The organism is Rhodococcus sp. PSBB066 (assembly GCF_017068255.1).
Classification (GTDB): domain Bacteria; phylum Actinomycetota; class Actinomycetes; order Mycobacteriales; family Mycobacteriaceae; genus Rhodococcus; species Rhodococcus aetherivorans.
In genome coordinates this window covers 73,420-86,843 of the sequence record NZ_CP070860.1, presented here as the reverse complement: position 1 = coordinate 86,843, position 13,424 = coordinate 73,420, and the positions used below count along the sequence as shown (strand labels likewise).

Annotated in this window: 10 protein-coding genes and 2 pseudogenes; 8 read left to right on the top strand and 4 right to left on the bottom strand. The window is 65.6% G+C overall.

Annotation, left to right across the window (positions count from 1 at the left end):
• Window position 1 precedes the first annotated feature (1 nt).
• Window positions 2–1,100 (bottom strand): annotated as a pseudogene (locus JYA75_RS28330) (site-specific integrase).
• Window positions 1,101–1,317: 217 nt separating this feature from the next.
• On the opposite strand from JYA75_RS28330, the gene JYA75_RS28325 reads away from it, so the two are divergent.
• From JYA75_RS28325 to JYA75_RS28295, 7 genes are all read left to right on the top strand, one after another.
• Window positions 1,318–1,764: an ABC transporter permease subunit gene (locus tag JYA75_RS28325; RefSeq protein WP_239010624.1), complete on the top strand. Its 447-nt coding sequence runs from the start codon at window positions 1,318–1,320 to the stop codon at window positions 1,762–1,764.
• Between the two features lie 977 nt (window positions 1,765–2,741).
• A complete protein-coding gene (locus JYA75_RS28320; RefSeq protein ID WP_203330255.1) occupies window positions 2,742–2,882 on the top strand; it encodes a hypothetical protein in 141 nt (46 codons plus the stop codon).
• Window positions 2,883–2,966: 84 nt separating this feature from the next.
• Window positions 2,967–3,191 (top strand): ParB/Srx family N-terminal domain-containing protein, encoded by a 225-nt coding sequence (locus JYA75_RS28315; protein WP_239010623.1) that lies wholly within the window; start codon window positions 2,967–2,969, stop codon window positions 3,189–3,191.
• A gap of 452 nt (window positions 3,192–3,643) precedes the next feature.
• Complete coding sequence (locus JYA75_RS28310) at window positions 3,644–4,621, top strand: hypothetical protein (protein WP_203330254.1); 978 nt, start codon at window positions 3,644–3,646, stop codon at window positions 4,619–4,621.
• The gene (locus tag JYA75_RS28305; protein ID WP_203330253.1) at window positions 4,618–5,784 is read left to right on the top strand and encodes a phosphotransferase family protein; all 1,167 of its coding nucleotides are present in this window, start codon (window positions 4,618–4,620) and stop codon (window positions 5,782–5,784) included. The genes JYA75_RS28310 and JYA75_RS28305 overlap by 4 nt, the downstream gene beginning before the upstream one ends.
• 3 nt (window positions 5,785–5,787) lie before the next feature.
• Window positions 5,788–6,321, top strand: a complete 534-nt coding sequence (locus tag JYA75_RS28300; RefSeq protein ID WP_203330252.1) for a hypothetical protein — start codon at window positions 5,788–5,790, stop codon at window positions 6,319–6,321.
• A gap of 121 nt (window positions 6,322–6,442) precedes the next feature.
• Window positions 6,443–7,528 carry a phosphotransferase gene (locus JYA75_RS28295; protein ID WP_203330251.1) on the top strand — a complete coding sequence of 362 codons (1,086 nt, stop codon included), beginning with the start codon at window positions 6,443–6,445 and terminating at the stop codon, window positions 7,526–7,528.
• Here the strand turns inward: JYA75_RS28295 and JYA75_RS28290 are convergent.
• The 3 genes and pseudogenes from JYA75_RS28290 to JYA75_RS28280 form a co-directional block, all read right to left on the bottom strand.
• On the bottom strand, window positions 7,525–7,887 hold the full coding sequence (locus JYA75_RS28290; protein WP_239010622.1) for a hypothetical protein: 363 nt from the start codon (window positions 7,885–7,887) through the stop codon (window positions 7,525–7,527). The genes JYA75_RS28295 and JYA75_RS28290 overlap by 4 nt on opposite strands.
• Window positions 7,877–10,006: an integrase gene (locus tag JYA75_RS28285; RefSeq protein WP_203330250.1), complete on the bottom strand. Its 2,130-nt coding sequence runs from the start codon at window positions 10,004–10,006 to the stop codon at window positions 7,877–7,879. Before JYA75_RS28285 ends, JYA75_RS28290 begins: the two co-directional genes overlap by 11 nt.
• 161 nt (window positions 10,007–10,167) lie before the next feature.
• Window positions 10,168–11,521 (bottom strand): annotated as a pseudogene (locus tag JYA75_RS28280) (transposase); the annotation flags it as partial.
• A gap of 792 nt (window positions 11,522–12,313) precedes the next feature.
• Between JYA75_RS28280 and JYA75_RS28275 the strand changes: the two are divergent.
• Complete coding sequence (locus tag JYA75_RS28275) at window positions 12,314–13,306, top strand: hypothetical protein (protein WP_203330249.1); 993 nt, start codon at window positions 12,314–12,316, stop codon at window positions 13,304–13,306.
• Window positions 13,307–13,424 lie beyond the last annotated feature (118 nt).

Sequence of the window (13,424 nt, the reverse complement as noted above, 5' to 3'; positions counted from 1 at the left end):
CTCACAAACCGAGGTGGGTGACGGCATTGTTGATGAGAGGGGCGTGTTCGCGGGCGTAGACCTCAAGCATGGCGGGGATGGGGTGCCCGGTCTGGCGCATGATGGCGTGCGCGGAGGCGCCGTTGCGGAAGGCCTGGGTGACGAACCCGGCCCGCAGCGAATGCCCGCCGAGCTGGGCGACGAGGTCGGGGTCGTAGCCGGCCGCCCCGGCACGGCGGCGGATCGCCTTGTGCACCGTCGCCCCCCGACAGCGCGGTGTCGGAGAGGTTGCCGTTCTTGCGGATCGACCGCAACAACGGCGCATCAGGGACGGTGCGCGGGCGGGGACCGCGGCACACGTGCGACTCGAACGGGTCGGCGCTGCGGAGGAGCCGGATGACGGCGGGGCGGCCGCCGGTGTCGAAGGCGGCGACGACCTGGGCCCAGCGCAGCCACGCACACGGCGGACAACTCATATGGCCCTGGGTGAAAGGCAGGGCGCGGATGCTGCCGCGACCCTCCTGGTCGGTCTTGGACTTCCGCAGCCGGATGTGCAGGCCGTCGAGCCGGTGCAGGGCGATGTCGCCGCCGGTGAGGGCGACGAGTTCGCTGCGGCGGAACGCGCCGGCGTACCCGAGCAGCAGGATGGCGCTGTCGCGGCGTTCGAGCACCCCGTCGGCCCAGCCGGCGACCTCAGTGCGGGCCCGCTCGACGATGGTGACGATGTCGGCGGTGAGCATCGGGGCCCGGGGTGCGCGGGGCCGGTCCCCGGCGGTGGCGTAGTCCCGCCGGATCCCGGACAGGGTCGCGGTGACCACCTCGTCGGCGCCCGGGGCGGGGTGCCCGGTGCGGCGGTGGTGATGGCCGATCCCGGCGACCCAGCGGGCGAGGGTGGCGGGGGAGTAGGTACGGCGGCCGCTCTCGTCGACCACTGCGGCGGCGGCCAGGAGGTAGGCGGCGACGGTGACCGGGTGCGCCGGCAATGCCGGGTGTCCCTCGCGCTGGCACCAGGCGGTGAAACGGCGCCAGTCCGCGGCGTAGTTGCGGCGGGTGGAGTCGGCGCGCGAGCGCGTGACCGCGCCGGCGATCCGGGCGAGGGTCTCGGCCGGCAACGCCGGCAACGCGGCCGCCTGCGCAGCCGCAGCGGGCTGCGCGGGCACGGGAACGCGGTCCGGCGCGGGGTTCTTGTCACTGCTGGGCACGAACGAGCAGCCTGCCGGCCGCCGCCGACGGCTCTGCGCAGCAAAACGCGCTCACCTGGGGATTTGAGGGAGACGGTGCGATAACGATATTTTCAGGCCCTTTCTCACCGCCTTCAACTCGCTGCCCCGGCTCGCATTGGCGCCGCTGTTCGTGCTCTGGTTCGGGTCGATGTCGACGGTGATGCTGGTGATCTCCCTCGTGGTCTTCATTGTTCATTTCAGCACCTTCGCCGGCCTGCAGAGCGCCAGTCGGGACCACTTACTGCTAGCCAGGACACTGGGCGCCAAACGGTTCGAGCTCTTCGGTAAGTTCGTCTTCCCATCAGCGGTCCCCGCCATCTTCGCAGGCCTGCAGCTCGCCCTGACTTACTCGTTCCTGGCAGCCGTCATCGGTGAGATGCTGTCCGGTTCGACAGGACTCGGAGCAGTGATCCAACGTGCGGTGAGCAGCTACCAGACCGTTCTCTCCTTTGCTTGTCTGTTGCGGCTGATCCTCATCGCGACCGCACTGTCCACCGTCATGCTTGTCGTCGAACGGTATCTTTTGCGTTGGCAACAGATCGAGTTCCGTGGACTTCGGTGATGCGCCTGCCGAGGCTGTCTGTCGGTACGCGGCAAGCCCGGCAGCGTTCGTCGGGGTGATCTCAAAGGATGACGGCTGCGCGCGAGCTCGTCTTGTCTCTCGTCGAGTTTCCTGCGCTGCCTCGTCGCCACTATGGAACGATCATGTCGTTCTCTCTGGAAAGACTCCAAGTCCTCGACTCGGTCAGTTCGTCGCGCACCAGCCGCAGACCGAGGCCCTTGACAACTCCGGCGCCGACGTCATCAAGGTCAGTTCCGTCCAGCGCGAGGCTTGGGGTTTCTCCTACCGTAATCGTATGTCTGCGCAGCGTGTTCGGAGGCGTACTACTGCTACCGAGTGCGCAGACCCGAGGCCGCGGTGTCGAACCGAAGGCTCGGCCCATCGCGACGCAAGGCAGCATGCGTAGCGTGCATGCAATGCACGCATATTTCCGTCAGCGTGCGTCGATCCAGTTGAGTCGGGGACACCCACCCCCCTCCCGGGTGCGTGGGTGAACCAGCTCCGTCAGCGCAAGCGCGGCCGGGACTTCGGGCACGGAAGACGACAAGAGCCGACCCGCACTGTGCAACCCCACTGCAGTGTCGCACCCTCGGTCGAGGTCGGCCCGAGATGGAGCTGAGAGGCCCCACCGGAGAGAGTTTGGGGCAACTCCGGCGGGGCCTCGGTCACCGTGCAGGGGGTATGACGGTGACGTGAAAACCTTAACTAACAGACACCGACGCCGTGAGCTTCTCTGCCCATACCTGTCTGCTACCGCCAGTCACGGGAGTCGAACCATGATGCCCACGCGACGCTGCAAGCTCGTTCCGCCGGCCCCCAGTTCGTGTGCAGAGCCGCAACCAACGAGCCATGAGCACTCGGCCCCGGCGATTCGGCGCCCGCGTCCTGGCGCGCGAGGCAGCATCGGCCAGGAGCCGAAGTGGAGAAGTGTCGCAGATGCACTCCTCGTTGTCTATGATGGATAAGCACGATTATCCATGAATTGCACTGGTAAGAAGTCGCGGCACCGATCGCTGAGCAAGGGCGACGTCCTGTTCTACGGCGAACTCGCCTACGCCGTCGCGGGAGCCGGATTCGTTCGGGTGTACCCGACACGCGAGTCCATCACCTTCCGCTGAAACCAGACCTGGAAACAAGAGAACACCGGGCAGCAACTATCTGCCCGGTGTTCTCGCCCGAGACAGTACAGGAGAGAGAACATCATGACCGCAACACAGCAACCGGTGGGCGTCGAGCTGATCGAGGTCGATCCACACACCCTCGACGTCGGCAAGAACGTGCGCGACCGGGTCGACCTGGACGCGACACCGGGGTTCGTGGCGTCGATCCGCGAGCACGGTGTACTGCACCCGATCACCGCGAACCGCCGCGAGGACGGTGTCCTGGTGGTGATCGACGGACAGCGCCGAACCTTCCCCAGAAAGTAGGGGTGTTGTGTCGGCGTGAGTTGGCGGACGAGTCGCAATTTCCGGCCGCGACGCAGCGGCATCGGCTCAGCGCGTGGATACCGCCGACGGCATGGAATGGGTCGCCGATGCCGAACCCACCGCACAGTCGCCGGACCGAATCCACCGTCGAGCCAACCTCGAGGTGTGTACTCGGGGCACGGTGCGCTGATTCAGCGGGATCCGTTCGCCGACCCCGCGAAAGCTGAAAGCATCTCGGTCCGACGCCGCGTGCCAAGGAGCCACCTCGCAGCTCCCGAGTACGGTGTCAGCAAGCCCACTGATGTGGTTAAGGTCACTTCACCCTATATATAGAGAGCTATCGCACATCAGTGTGATGTGGATCATCTTCCTTCTTGGCACGCTGACAAGACGTTCATTCGGAACGTTCCTTACGAGCGCAAATTGGCGCAAGCACGTCTGAAGGAGATGCAGTGATAGCCGCGGAAGATGTTCAATTCCACACCCCTGCTGACGTTAAACACGATTGGGCCGAAACCAATTGGTTCTCGGTGTACCTTCCGGAGCCGAACATTGCTGCGTGGGTATACACCATCGCCCGCCCTGGCGTCGGCGCGATGGTGTGCGACATCGAGGCGTTCGATCGGATCGGCGACAGCCCACTCGATGCCCTCTACTACGATTTTCAACAGCATTTGCCACTTCCCGACAAGCTACAGAGTTACTCTCTGCCCAACGGACTCTCGTTGGAAACCTCCAATGAGCCTCGCGACTACTACATCCGCTACATCGGTCACGATGACACCGAATTCGACTGGCACGTCCACGGGATCATGGAGCCCTACGACATCCAGGACCCCAGCATGGATCCGCTCGCCACCGGCGACCGGTCTCAAAGCGGTTTCGGAATGGCCTATGCCAACCATTTCGACATGACCGTGCACGTCACCGGCACCGCGAAGATTCGTGGACGGACCTTCCCGGTCGACTGTGTGACGGTGATGGATCACAGCTGGGGTCCGCGCAACGAGCAGCTCATGGGCAGCATGGGGTGGATCAACGCCGCGTTCGGTCAGGACTACTCCATCAACACCATATGGTCGCGGGATCTGAGCAAGGAAGGTTGGGATGGGTTCACGTTCGCTCACGGGTACGCCCTCGTCGACGGTCGCGTCCGCGGACTCAAATCTGGCCGGCTCCGCGCAACTCGCGGCCGGTTCCAGATGCCGGTGAGCTACGAGCTGCAGGTCGTAGACGTCGACGACCGCGAGCACGTGCTGGTCGGCACTCCTGTCGGACAGCATCCGTGGACCCCGTACAGCAACAGCTACGTGCCGCACAGCAGCGTGCGCTGGCACGCCGGCGACCGGGTGGGCTTCGGGCTTGCCCAGGAGAATTGCCCGCTCGACCGCATCACGAGCGGCCCGTATGTGCCGGGGAGCGGGTCGTGACCGCGGCCGAGAAGGTCAGCGACATCCGTCGGCAAACCGATCTACTCGAGCCCCGTGTGGCTGAACTGCTCGGTGCCAAGATCGCACGGCGTGAACAGGGGCCGTACCAACCCTTGACCGCCCTCGACGTGGTTGAACGGGTGACAGCGTTGGTGCAAGCGTCGGGGATTACCGAGTTCGATCTGGACGGCGTTCAGCGGATGCCCGGCGGCGCTTCGAAGGAGCAGTTTTCCTTCATCATGACGGTGCCCGGCCATGCACCAGAGCAGTTGGTGTTGCGCCTGGATCCACCCGAGAGCATCGTCGAGACCTGCCGCTACCGTGAGGACGAGGCGTTTCGAGCGCTCGCCGGGGTCGTGCCCACTCCCACCACTCGCTTCCTCGATGGTGACGGAACCTATCTCGGCCAACCGGGCATTATTACCAGCTTCGTCGACGGCGTGACCAAGCCCCCGTCGGATGCGATGGTGGTCTCGGGTGTCGGTACGTCCTTCACGCCGCAGTGGCGGGCCCGGCTGGTACCGCAGTTCATCGACAATCTCACCAAGATCCACGCGGTCCGCTGGCAGGAAGCGCAACTGCCTCACTTCCAGGCCCCCACCGGACACCCCGGCGAGGCTGCGCTCTGGCAGGTCAACTGGTGGAGTCGAGTGTGGCACGACGACTGCGTCGACCCGTATCCGCTGATCACCCTCGCCGAGCAATGGATGCGGGACCGGCTACCCGATACCGATGAACTAGTCCTGCTACATGGCGACTTTCGCACCGGAAACTTCATGTTCGATGTCGAATCCGGGCAGTTCACCGCAGTACTCGACTGGGAACTCGCTCACATCGGCGACTACCACGAAGACCTCGGCTGGATTGTTCAACGACTCTTTGCCGGCGCATCGCAGGACGGTGAGATACTCGTCTGCAACCTGCTGACCAGGGACGAGCTCATCCGCCGGTACGAAGCAGCGACAGGGCGCCAAGTCGACCAGCAGAAATTGACCTTCTACGAGATGCTCGCCGCCTACAAATGCGCCGTCATGAACCTCGGGACCGGCTGTTCGGCCGCCATCCGCGGGCACAACCACCAAGACGTTCTGCTGTCCTGGATGGCTCCAGTCGCGCATACCTTCCTCGGCGAAATCGCCCGCATTCTCGAACAGGAGGGCTGATCCATGACAACCCCAAGTATGGGAATCCGGTTAGCCACCGTCGCCCGCGCGCTGGAGCAGGTGATCATTCCGGCACTGCCGCCCGAAGAAGTGCTCGCACGTGAACAGGCCACGCTCGCCATCGTTCACCTCACCACGATGGCGGAACAGTACCGGTACATGGCCGAATACGAGCTGGGAAGCCTTGCCGACATGTCGGCCCTGGCCAATGACCTGCTGGCGGCCACCGAGGGCGGGCCCGTAACCACTGCCGCAGCAAAGGCCCTTCGCCAGATCCAGGACGAGGTCAGTACGTCGACATCCCCGTCGACCGCACACGAGAGGCGCAACACAATTGCCGGCGGCATCGACGCGCTGGTGCGGGCCAGCGCCGAGGACGGCCATCTCAGCTCCCGGACCATGCAGCACCGGTTGATCGTGGACCACGGCAGCCGTCAAGCGACCCGAGATAGGGCATGGTTCCGCGGCCACGGCACCGATCCGGACGCCACCACATTGCCAAGCATTCCGGAATTGATCTCCAGCGCAACACGCTGACCCACCATCGGCATCTCAAGCGCCGAAGACAGCGGGCGGGCGGACTGACAGCCGTCCGCCCGCCCGAGCGAAACCCACCATCCGTGCCTCACGTAACGTCCAGAACACCGAAGGAACTCCTGTGACACCCTTCGCACCAGTGGTCCCCGTCGACGCCATCAGCCCTGAATGGCTCACCCACATGCTTTCGTCCGCCGGCGTACTGCAGTCCGGTCGGGTCGTCGTCGTCGACCGCCAGCCCTGTGGGACCGGCCAATTGGCCGACAGCTACCGCTTCACACTCACCTACGACCCAGTCGCCTCAGGCCCCGCAACGGTGGTAGGCAAATTCCCCTCAGCCGACGCAACAAGCCGTGAATATGGCAGGCAATCGGGGTTCTACCGGAGTGAGATCCGGTTTTACCAGGAACTTGCTCCGGACCTGCCGATCGCCCGCCCCCACCCCTTCCACGCTGCCCTCGCTGACAACGACACCGACTTTGTGTTGATGATGGAGGATCTGGCCCCAGCTCGCACGGTGGATCAACTGATCGGATGCACCGCCGACGAGGCTAGCCTCGTTCTAGAACAGGCAGCGAGGCTGCATGCCGCGTCCTGGAAGAATCCCGGCCTGACCAGCAAATCCTGGCTTCAAGCAACCGTCGATCAGTTCGTCAAAGCGACCGACGGGTTTCCCTTCATCGTCTCAGCCTTCCCTGAGGAAGTCGGCGACCTGGCATCGGAGGCTGATCTGCAAGAGGCAGCCAAGCTCAGCGACCACATCGAGACATGGAAAGAGGTCTTCTCCGAGCCCCGTTGCCTCTGGCACAACGACTTCCGCGCCGACAACATGCTCTTCGCCGTCAAGAGCGACGCGCGTCCGGTGACCGTTCTGGACTGGCAGGGCGTCGGTGTCGGTTGCGGCACCATCGATATTGCGTACTTCCTCGGGGGCAGTCTGACCACTGAACAACGACGCATCCATGAGCATGATCTCGTTCGTCACTACCACGAGAATCTCGTCGCGTTCGGAGTCACCGACTACACCCTCGAGCAATGCTGGGAGGACTACCGAGTACTGGCCATCCACGGTCTCCAAGTCGGGGTCTACGGCGCGGGTGCAGTCAAACGCACCCCCCGAGGAGACGAGATGTGGCGCACCTGGATCAGACGACACGCAACGCAAACACGGGATCTCGACAGCTTCACTGCCCTCGCCAGACGCTAATGTGAGTCGCGGCGGAGATTGTCGTTCTCGATGGTCAGCACGTGCATCGCGCGAGCGAACGTTTCGCTGGTCAGGCGGTAGCGATCTCGTTCGTCTCGCAGCGTCTGGTTGGTCCTCTGTAGGGCGGTAATCTCCTCACGGAGTTTGACCTCGTTGTCGGGGACGCCGTCACGGGTTCGTCGCTGCGCGTAGAAGAGATCCTTGAGGTCGGTGTGCTTGTGGGTCAGCTTGTTTCGTTTCACCCCGGCTTCTTGCGCGAGGCTGACGATGTCGAGCTTGCCCGACGAGCGCAGCGGTGTTCCGGCGAATAGTCGTTGCATGGCCGCGGTGATGGCACGCCGGTCGTCGTCATCGGTCAACGTCGGTCTCCTTGCGGTGCGTGATGCGGGTCTGCTCGTGCTGCTCGACGAGCTTGTGCAGGTGGGCTGCTCGTTGACCGAGGCGTTCCCGCAGCGGCATCGGGGTGGCTGGCTCGACGATTTCTTCGCGGAGCCAGGTGATCTCGCTGCGCAGTGCAGCGAGATGGGTGTCGGTGCGCGCGATGTTCGCGCAGGCCGGATCACACCGGTCGATCGCCGGGGATGTCGATCGCCCTGATGGATGGGTACGGTCCGGGTGGCAGAGCGCCTTGGCTGGATCGTAGTTGCAGGTGAGGAACGCCTCCGGGTTGTCGTAGACGTGGAATTGCGGGACGGCGAGCAGTGCCCGCGCCTGCTTGGGTGTCAGGAACATGCCCTCGAATCGGAGCTGGGCTCCGGTGGCGGCGCCGATCAGGCGGCGGGCGGCGGGTCCGGAGACGTGTTCGCCGCGGTGGAGGCGATCGGCGACGGTGTCGAGGTAGTCGGCCATGGCTCGTGCGGTTTCGATGTCGAGGATCCGGCGTAGTCCGTCGCGGGCTCGTCCGGCGTAGCCGTCGGTGACCGTGGAGGCGCGCAGGTGCCCGTACTGCACCGCGAGCGCGACGCGGCCACCGGGCAGGCGGGCGATGTGCCAGGCGAGGGTGCGCCGGAAGCGGTTGACGTGAACCGGGCCGTGCGGATCGTCGGGGATGCGTTCGTCGGGGCGGGTGCGGGCCGCGTAGTCGTTCAGCCAGTCGGTGAAGGCCGCGATCCGACTGTTGGCGCCCTGACAGGTCAGGGCCTCCCCGCGCCGCTTCCGGGAGCCCGTCGTGGTCGCGGCCCAGGCCGTTTTCACGGGGAACAGCAACGGCCCGTCCGCCATTCGCTCGAGTACGCGTACCGCGCGGACCACCGGCGCGATCGCGGTCCAGGGTGTGTCCCGGGGAAGTCCACCGATCACGTGCTTGCCGGCGTCGTCTCGGGCGCCCTTGAAGTAGTTGCCGTGGATCTGGTGGCCGTGGGGGCGCGGGTCGTCGGGTCCGGGTTCCGGGCAACACCCGACGCGCAGTTCGAGCGCTTCACCGGGCCTCATCCCGGTCAGGTACAAGAGGACGATCAGGCAGGCGGTGGACAGTCGGTGCATGAGCCGCGGGGCCTCGTGGAAGGTGATGTACTCGAGCCACGCTCGCCCGGCCAGGCGCCCCCGAATGGGGCTGCTCAGCGGTGCCTCCTCCGCCACGGGCAGGTGCGGTCCGTAGGCCCGGACGGCGTGGCTGGCCTGCTCCTTGCTGGCATTGGCGCGGCCCGCGAGGTAGGAGATGGCGAGCATCGGGCGCCCGTTGTGGATGCAACCGGGCAGCGGCCGATGCTCGGCGGCGTACTGCTCGACCAGCTTGCGCATGGCCGCGGACGCCGCGGGGTCGGCGTGCGGCCGGATCCGGCCGGTCAGCGTTTGGTGTTCCTGCCAGGCGGCGAGGATGTCGTCGGCGAAGTCGTCGACGAACCGCATCGCCCAGATCAGCAGCGGCGACATCACCGCCGGGTGGATCGGGGAGGTGCCGTTCTCATTGGTGGTATCGGTGCGCCGCAGGTAGTCCCGCGGGCTTTCGGCGTGCCAGGGTGGCATCGGAATTCGGTCGCCGGGCGACAGGCGCGGGGCGAACCCCCACAGCAGGGTGACGGCGGCGAGGCGATTGCCCGCTGTCGTGGTGGAGATCCCGAGACGCCCGACCTCGACGGCGTAGTCGGCGAGGTCGTCCACGGTCAGCGCACCGAGTTCGGTGATATCGCGGGCGAGCAGCCACTGTGCGAGTTGGCACCATTGGCCGACGACGTTGCGCATCGAAGCCGGGTGCAGCCATTTGCGTCGGTGAGCATTTCGGCTTTCCAGTAGCGCCCGGAACTGCACCCGGCACACCGTATCCGGGGCGAGTTCGCGGAGCGTGGCGTTGACCGACAGCGTCTTTCCGACCCCTGCGTCGCCGTGCACGCACATCATCGCCTTGGCCTCGATGACGTCGGTGAGGTTGTCCTTCATCAGCAGCAACGCGTCGGTGGCCACAATGTGCGCACCCGCCAGGCCGAGGAAATGGTCGCCGGGAACGCCGATGTCCCCTCCCGGGCTCCCAGGTCGAGTCACGACGGTTCCCCACTTCCTCCGCCACGGCGGTGTCCGTCATCCGGATCGATCGGCAACACCCACCCCGGTGCCGGCGGCGGCAACGGAATCAGATCGGGACGCGCCCACCGCGCCAGGTCCGCGTCCTGGTCGTCGCCGCGCTCACGCTCGGCTTCGGCGGTGGTCATCGCGTCGAGTCGCCGGGCCGGGTCCGGTGTGGTCGTGGCGGCGTAGCGGACCCGTCGGGCACCTTCGGCCGCCGCCAGATCCGCTCGCAGCCGCCGAGCTGTGCGCTCGCGGGTCCGCCGGACCGCGGCCTTGGTGGCTTCCGAGGCCCGGTCGGCCAGCTCGGCGGTGCCCAAGTGGACACCGGTGCGGGCATCGAAGACCTCCACCTCGTGGTCGTGATGCGGCATGTACCGCAGCCGCACTGCGGTGCCGACCCGCCCCACCATCCAGTCCGCGACATAGTGGCGGCCACGACCGAACCCGATGCCCTTGGTCGTGATCGTGCGCCGGCGTCGGTCGTCTTCGAGGGTGAACATCCACAGCGTGGCCTCGTCGACGTCGTGGATCGGTGTCGGATCCTCCAGCCACGACCCCAACGGTGTGCGGTCTCCGAGTTCGGCGATGGTGTGCTCACGGTTCCACCACTGCACCCACGCCAGCAGCTCGGCGACGAACGCCCCGAACGTCAACGCGGGCTGGTCCGGATCGATCGACACCCCGCTGCGTTGGGTCTGACGGTGGGTGTAGCGCGGCAAACCCGCGAACAGCATCCGATCGACGGCGCCGTTGATCGTTTCCACCGTGCCCTTCAGGTGCGGGGTGTAGCCCGGCAGATCGACAACGCGCACCGCGAACGCGCCCAGCGCCTCCCCCACGGCGCGCGACAGGAAATCCTTGCCCCGGTCGATGCGCACCACAGCGGGCAGGCCACCGGCCGGACCGTACGGCTCACTGCGCGCGATCGACGCCCGCAACGCCGTGAGGATGCTCTCGCGGCTCGGCGTCTGCGGTGTGACCGCCACGCCGAGGATCACGTCGTGCGCGGCGTCGACGAACCAGGTCACCCACGGCTTGACCAGTCGCCCGTCGACCTCGACCTGCACGGCAGCCTCGACGTGGTCGCCCTCCCATGCCGCGTTCGGCGAACGACGCCGGGCGCTGCAGGAACACATCGAACTTCCGGCGTTCCCGCTCACCGCCGCGCAGCCCCGCCAACTCCCCTGCCGTCAGATCCCGCTTGATCGCGCGCTGCACCGTCCGCAGATCCGGTGCCGGCGGACCACCGTGCTCGGCCTCGGTGACCAGCTCCCGATGCACCGCTGCCGCGTTGCCCCGCCAATAGGCCAGTCGCACCCGAAGCCGGTCATCGATACGAAACCGAGGACGCTGCGCCGGAACCGATTTCGCACGGCGTGCCGCCAGCCACCGCCACACCGTCCGCTCGGCGACACCCAGAGTCTGCGAGGTCAACCGGACGTGATCGCTGGACAACGCATCGGACGCATCGAGTTGTGACAACCGGTCCATCGCAGCTTGCCGCAGGGCCCGCATGCTCGCGTCGACCACGGCAACAGCCTCCAGTAATCCCCGGGCCGCATCCCAACACCGTGAGCCCGTCGACCACGTCCTCCGAAAATTCGATCACGTACCGGTCGGTAAGAAGACCAGATTTGCTGACATTCTCGTGTCGTCTTCCTACTGACACTTTCGTGTCGTCTCACATGTTGTCGATCCTGCGGCGGTTTTCCCCGCTTCATGTCGGTAGGAAGGCCTAAGTGCGGCTGTTTCCGCAGGTCCGGCGCTTGGTCCGAGAAAGATCGTCCGATCGTCTGCGGCCCAAGCGCCGGGCGCCGACAGGACGCAGGGAAACCCGAACGGACACGTCCACCGGAAAGCCCCGGTCACCGACTCGGACGGCTGACATCGGACGCCGGAACCTACACCCGGTTTGTAGGTTCCGCGGGAACGTGTCATTTCCAGATTTCGTGTCACCGGCGTGTCATTTTCCAAGGTTCATGTCACTCGGGCGGACACTGTAAAAGTGCCCCGGACCAGCGAGGTTGAGGTCAGGTACGTGCAGGACTCAGACGATCCTGTCGCGACGACCCTCGCTGCGGCAGATCCACATCGGAGCGCCGGCTGAGATCGATCCAGAGACCGGCGAACGTCGGGGGAATGGCTGTCCTCGATCGGGTAACTATCGACGACCGGTCCTCGATCCTCGACTGGAACGGTGGGATGCGACCGGGAAGGGGCTCTGTGGCCGCTACCGTGACAGGCGGGGAGGTAGCCAAGGTGGAGTCGATACCGTGGGTGCAAGTGCTGGTGCAGATGGTGCACGGTCGTGATGTTTCGATCCGTGGAATTGTGCGCAGCGTGGACCGAGACAACCGTCCACGCAACAAGGTCGGGTGGACAACGATCGGAAACCAGGTGCCGCCGACACTCGCCGGCGGCGGTGTCGACGCGACCGAAATACAGGTGTGGCGCGATGGAATGCGTGTCCGCATCGAGGAGCCGGACGGCACTTTGGTGTTGTTGTGTGACGGCACCACATGCTGGCGATTCCGGCCGAACCGGGACCTTCCGCTCGCTGCCCCGGTCGAAACGTTGCAATTTCGGGGCAATGGCACCGATCTGCTCGCCCGTCGGCCCGCCACCCACTGGGTCGGCGACGACTTCACCCACCCCGTCGGCCCGATCGCAACGACACTCTTCCTCGACCGCCCGGCCTGGACATTCGAGTTGGCGCCACCACCGCACAAATCCCACCCGATGCAGATGGTCGTCGATCAGGCCACCGGACTGGTGCTTCAGCAACGCAGCGACGGGGCCGGCCTGGTGGAGGAATGGGTGGAGCTGACCGTAGACGAGGTGTTCGACGACGCGTTGTTCGTCTGGAACGGTGCCGCAGACTCCGCCGAGGACGAGCACCGCCGCCAACTCGCCGAGCATCACGATCGACGGGCCCAACGTCTCGACTGGTTCCGCACGCACGTGACCGCGGAGCCTTTGCAGGTTGCGGTCGTCGCGGACGTGAACGTGGACTACGTCCACACCTTCGACGAGCACACCGGCGCGTTCGAGGCCAGTCTGGGAAGACGGACGATCACCGGATCCCTGGCTCGCCGCCCACGCTCATCCCAGCCGTGGGAGTTGCGGTGGGCGGGACCGGTTCATCGATGGTCCACCGCAGACTTCGACTGGGCAGTTGCTCTGCACGACACCGAACTTCCCGTCAACAGCCTGGCCACGCTACAAACACGACTTCACCCAGGTGTGCCCGTTCTCGATCCATCTGACGGGACCTAGCCGGTACGTCGCCAGTAGCCGATCGTCATCCGGCGCTTCGCTCAGCGTTCCGGCCGAATTGAGGATTCCGACAAGTTCACGAGAATCGGGTTCTGACACGATGTTGAGAACCCGCAGG

What these genes read in the sequence shown, in the direction of transcription:
- JYA75_RS28320 (WP_203330255.1), top strand. Translation starts at nt 2,742, where the DNA reads ATGAATTGCACTGGTAAGAAGTCGCGGCACCGATCGCTGAGCAAGGGC.
- JYA75_RS28315 (WP_239010623.1), top strand. Translation starts at nt 2,967, where the DNA reads ATGACCGCAACACAGCAACCGGTGGGCGTCGAGCTGATCGAGGTCGAT.
- JYA75_RS28300 (WP_203330252.1), top strand. Translation starts at nt 5,788, where the DNA reads ATGACAACCCCAAGTATGGGAATCCGGTTAGCCACCGTCGCCCGCGCG.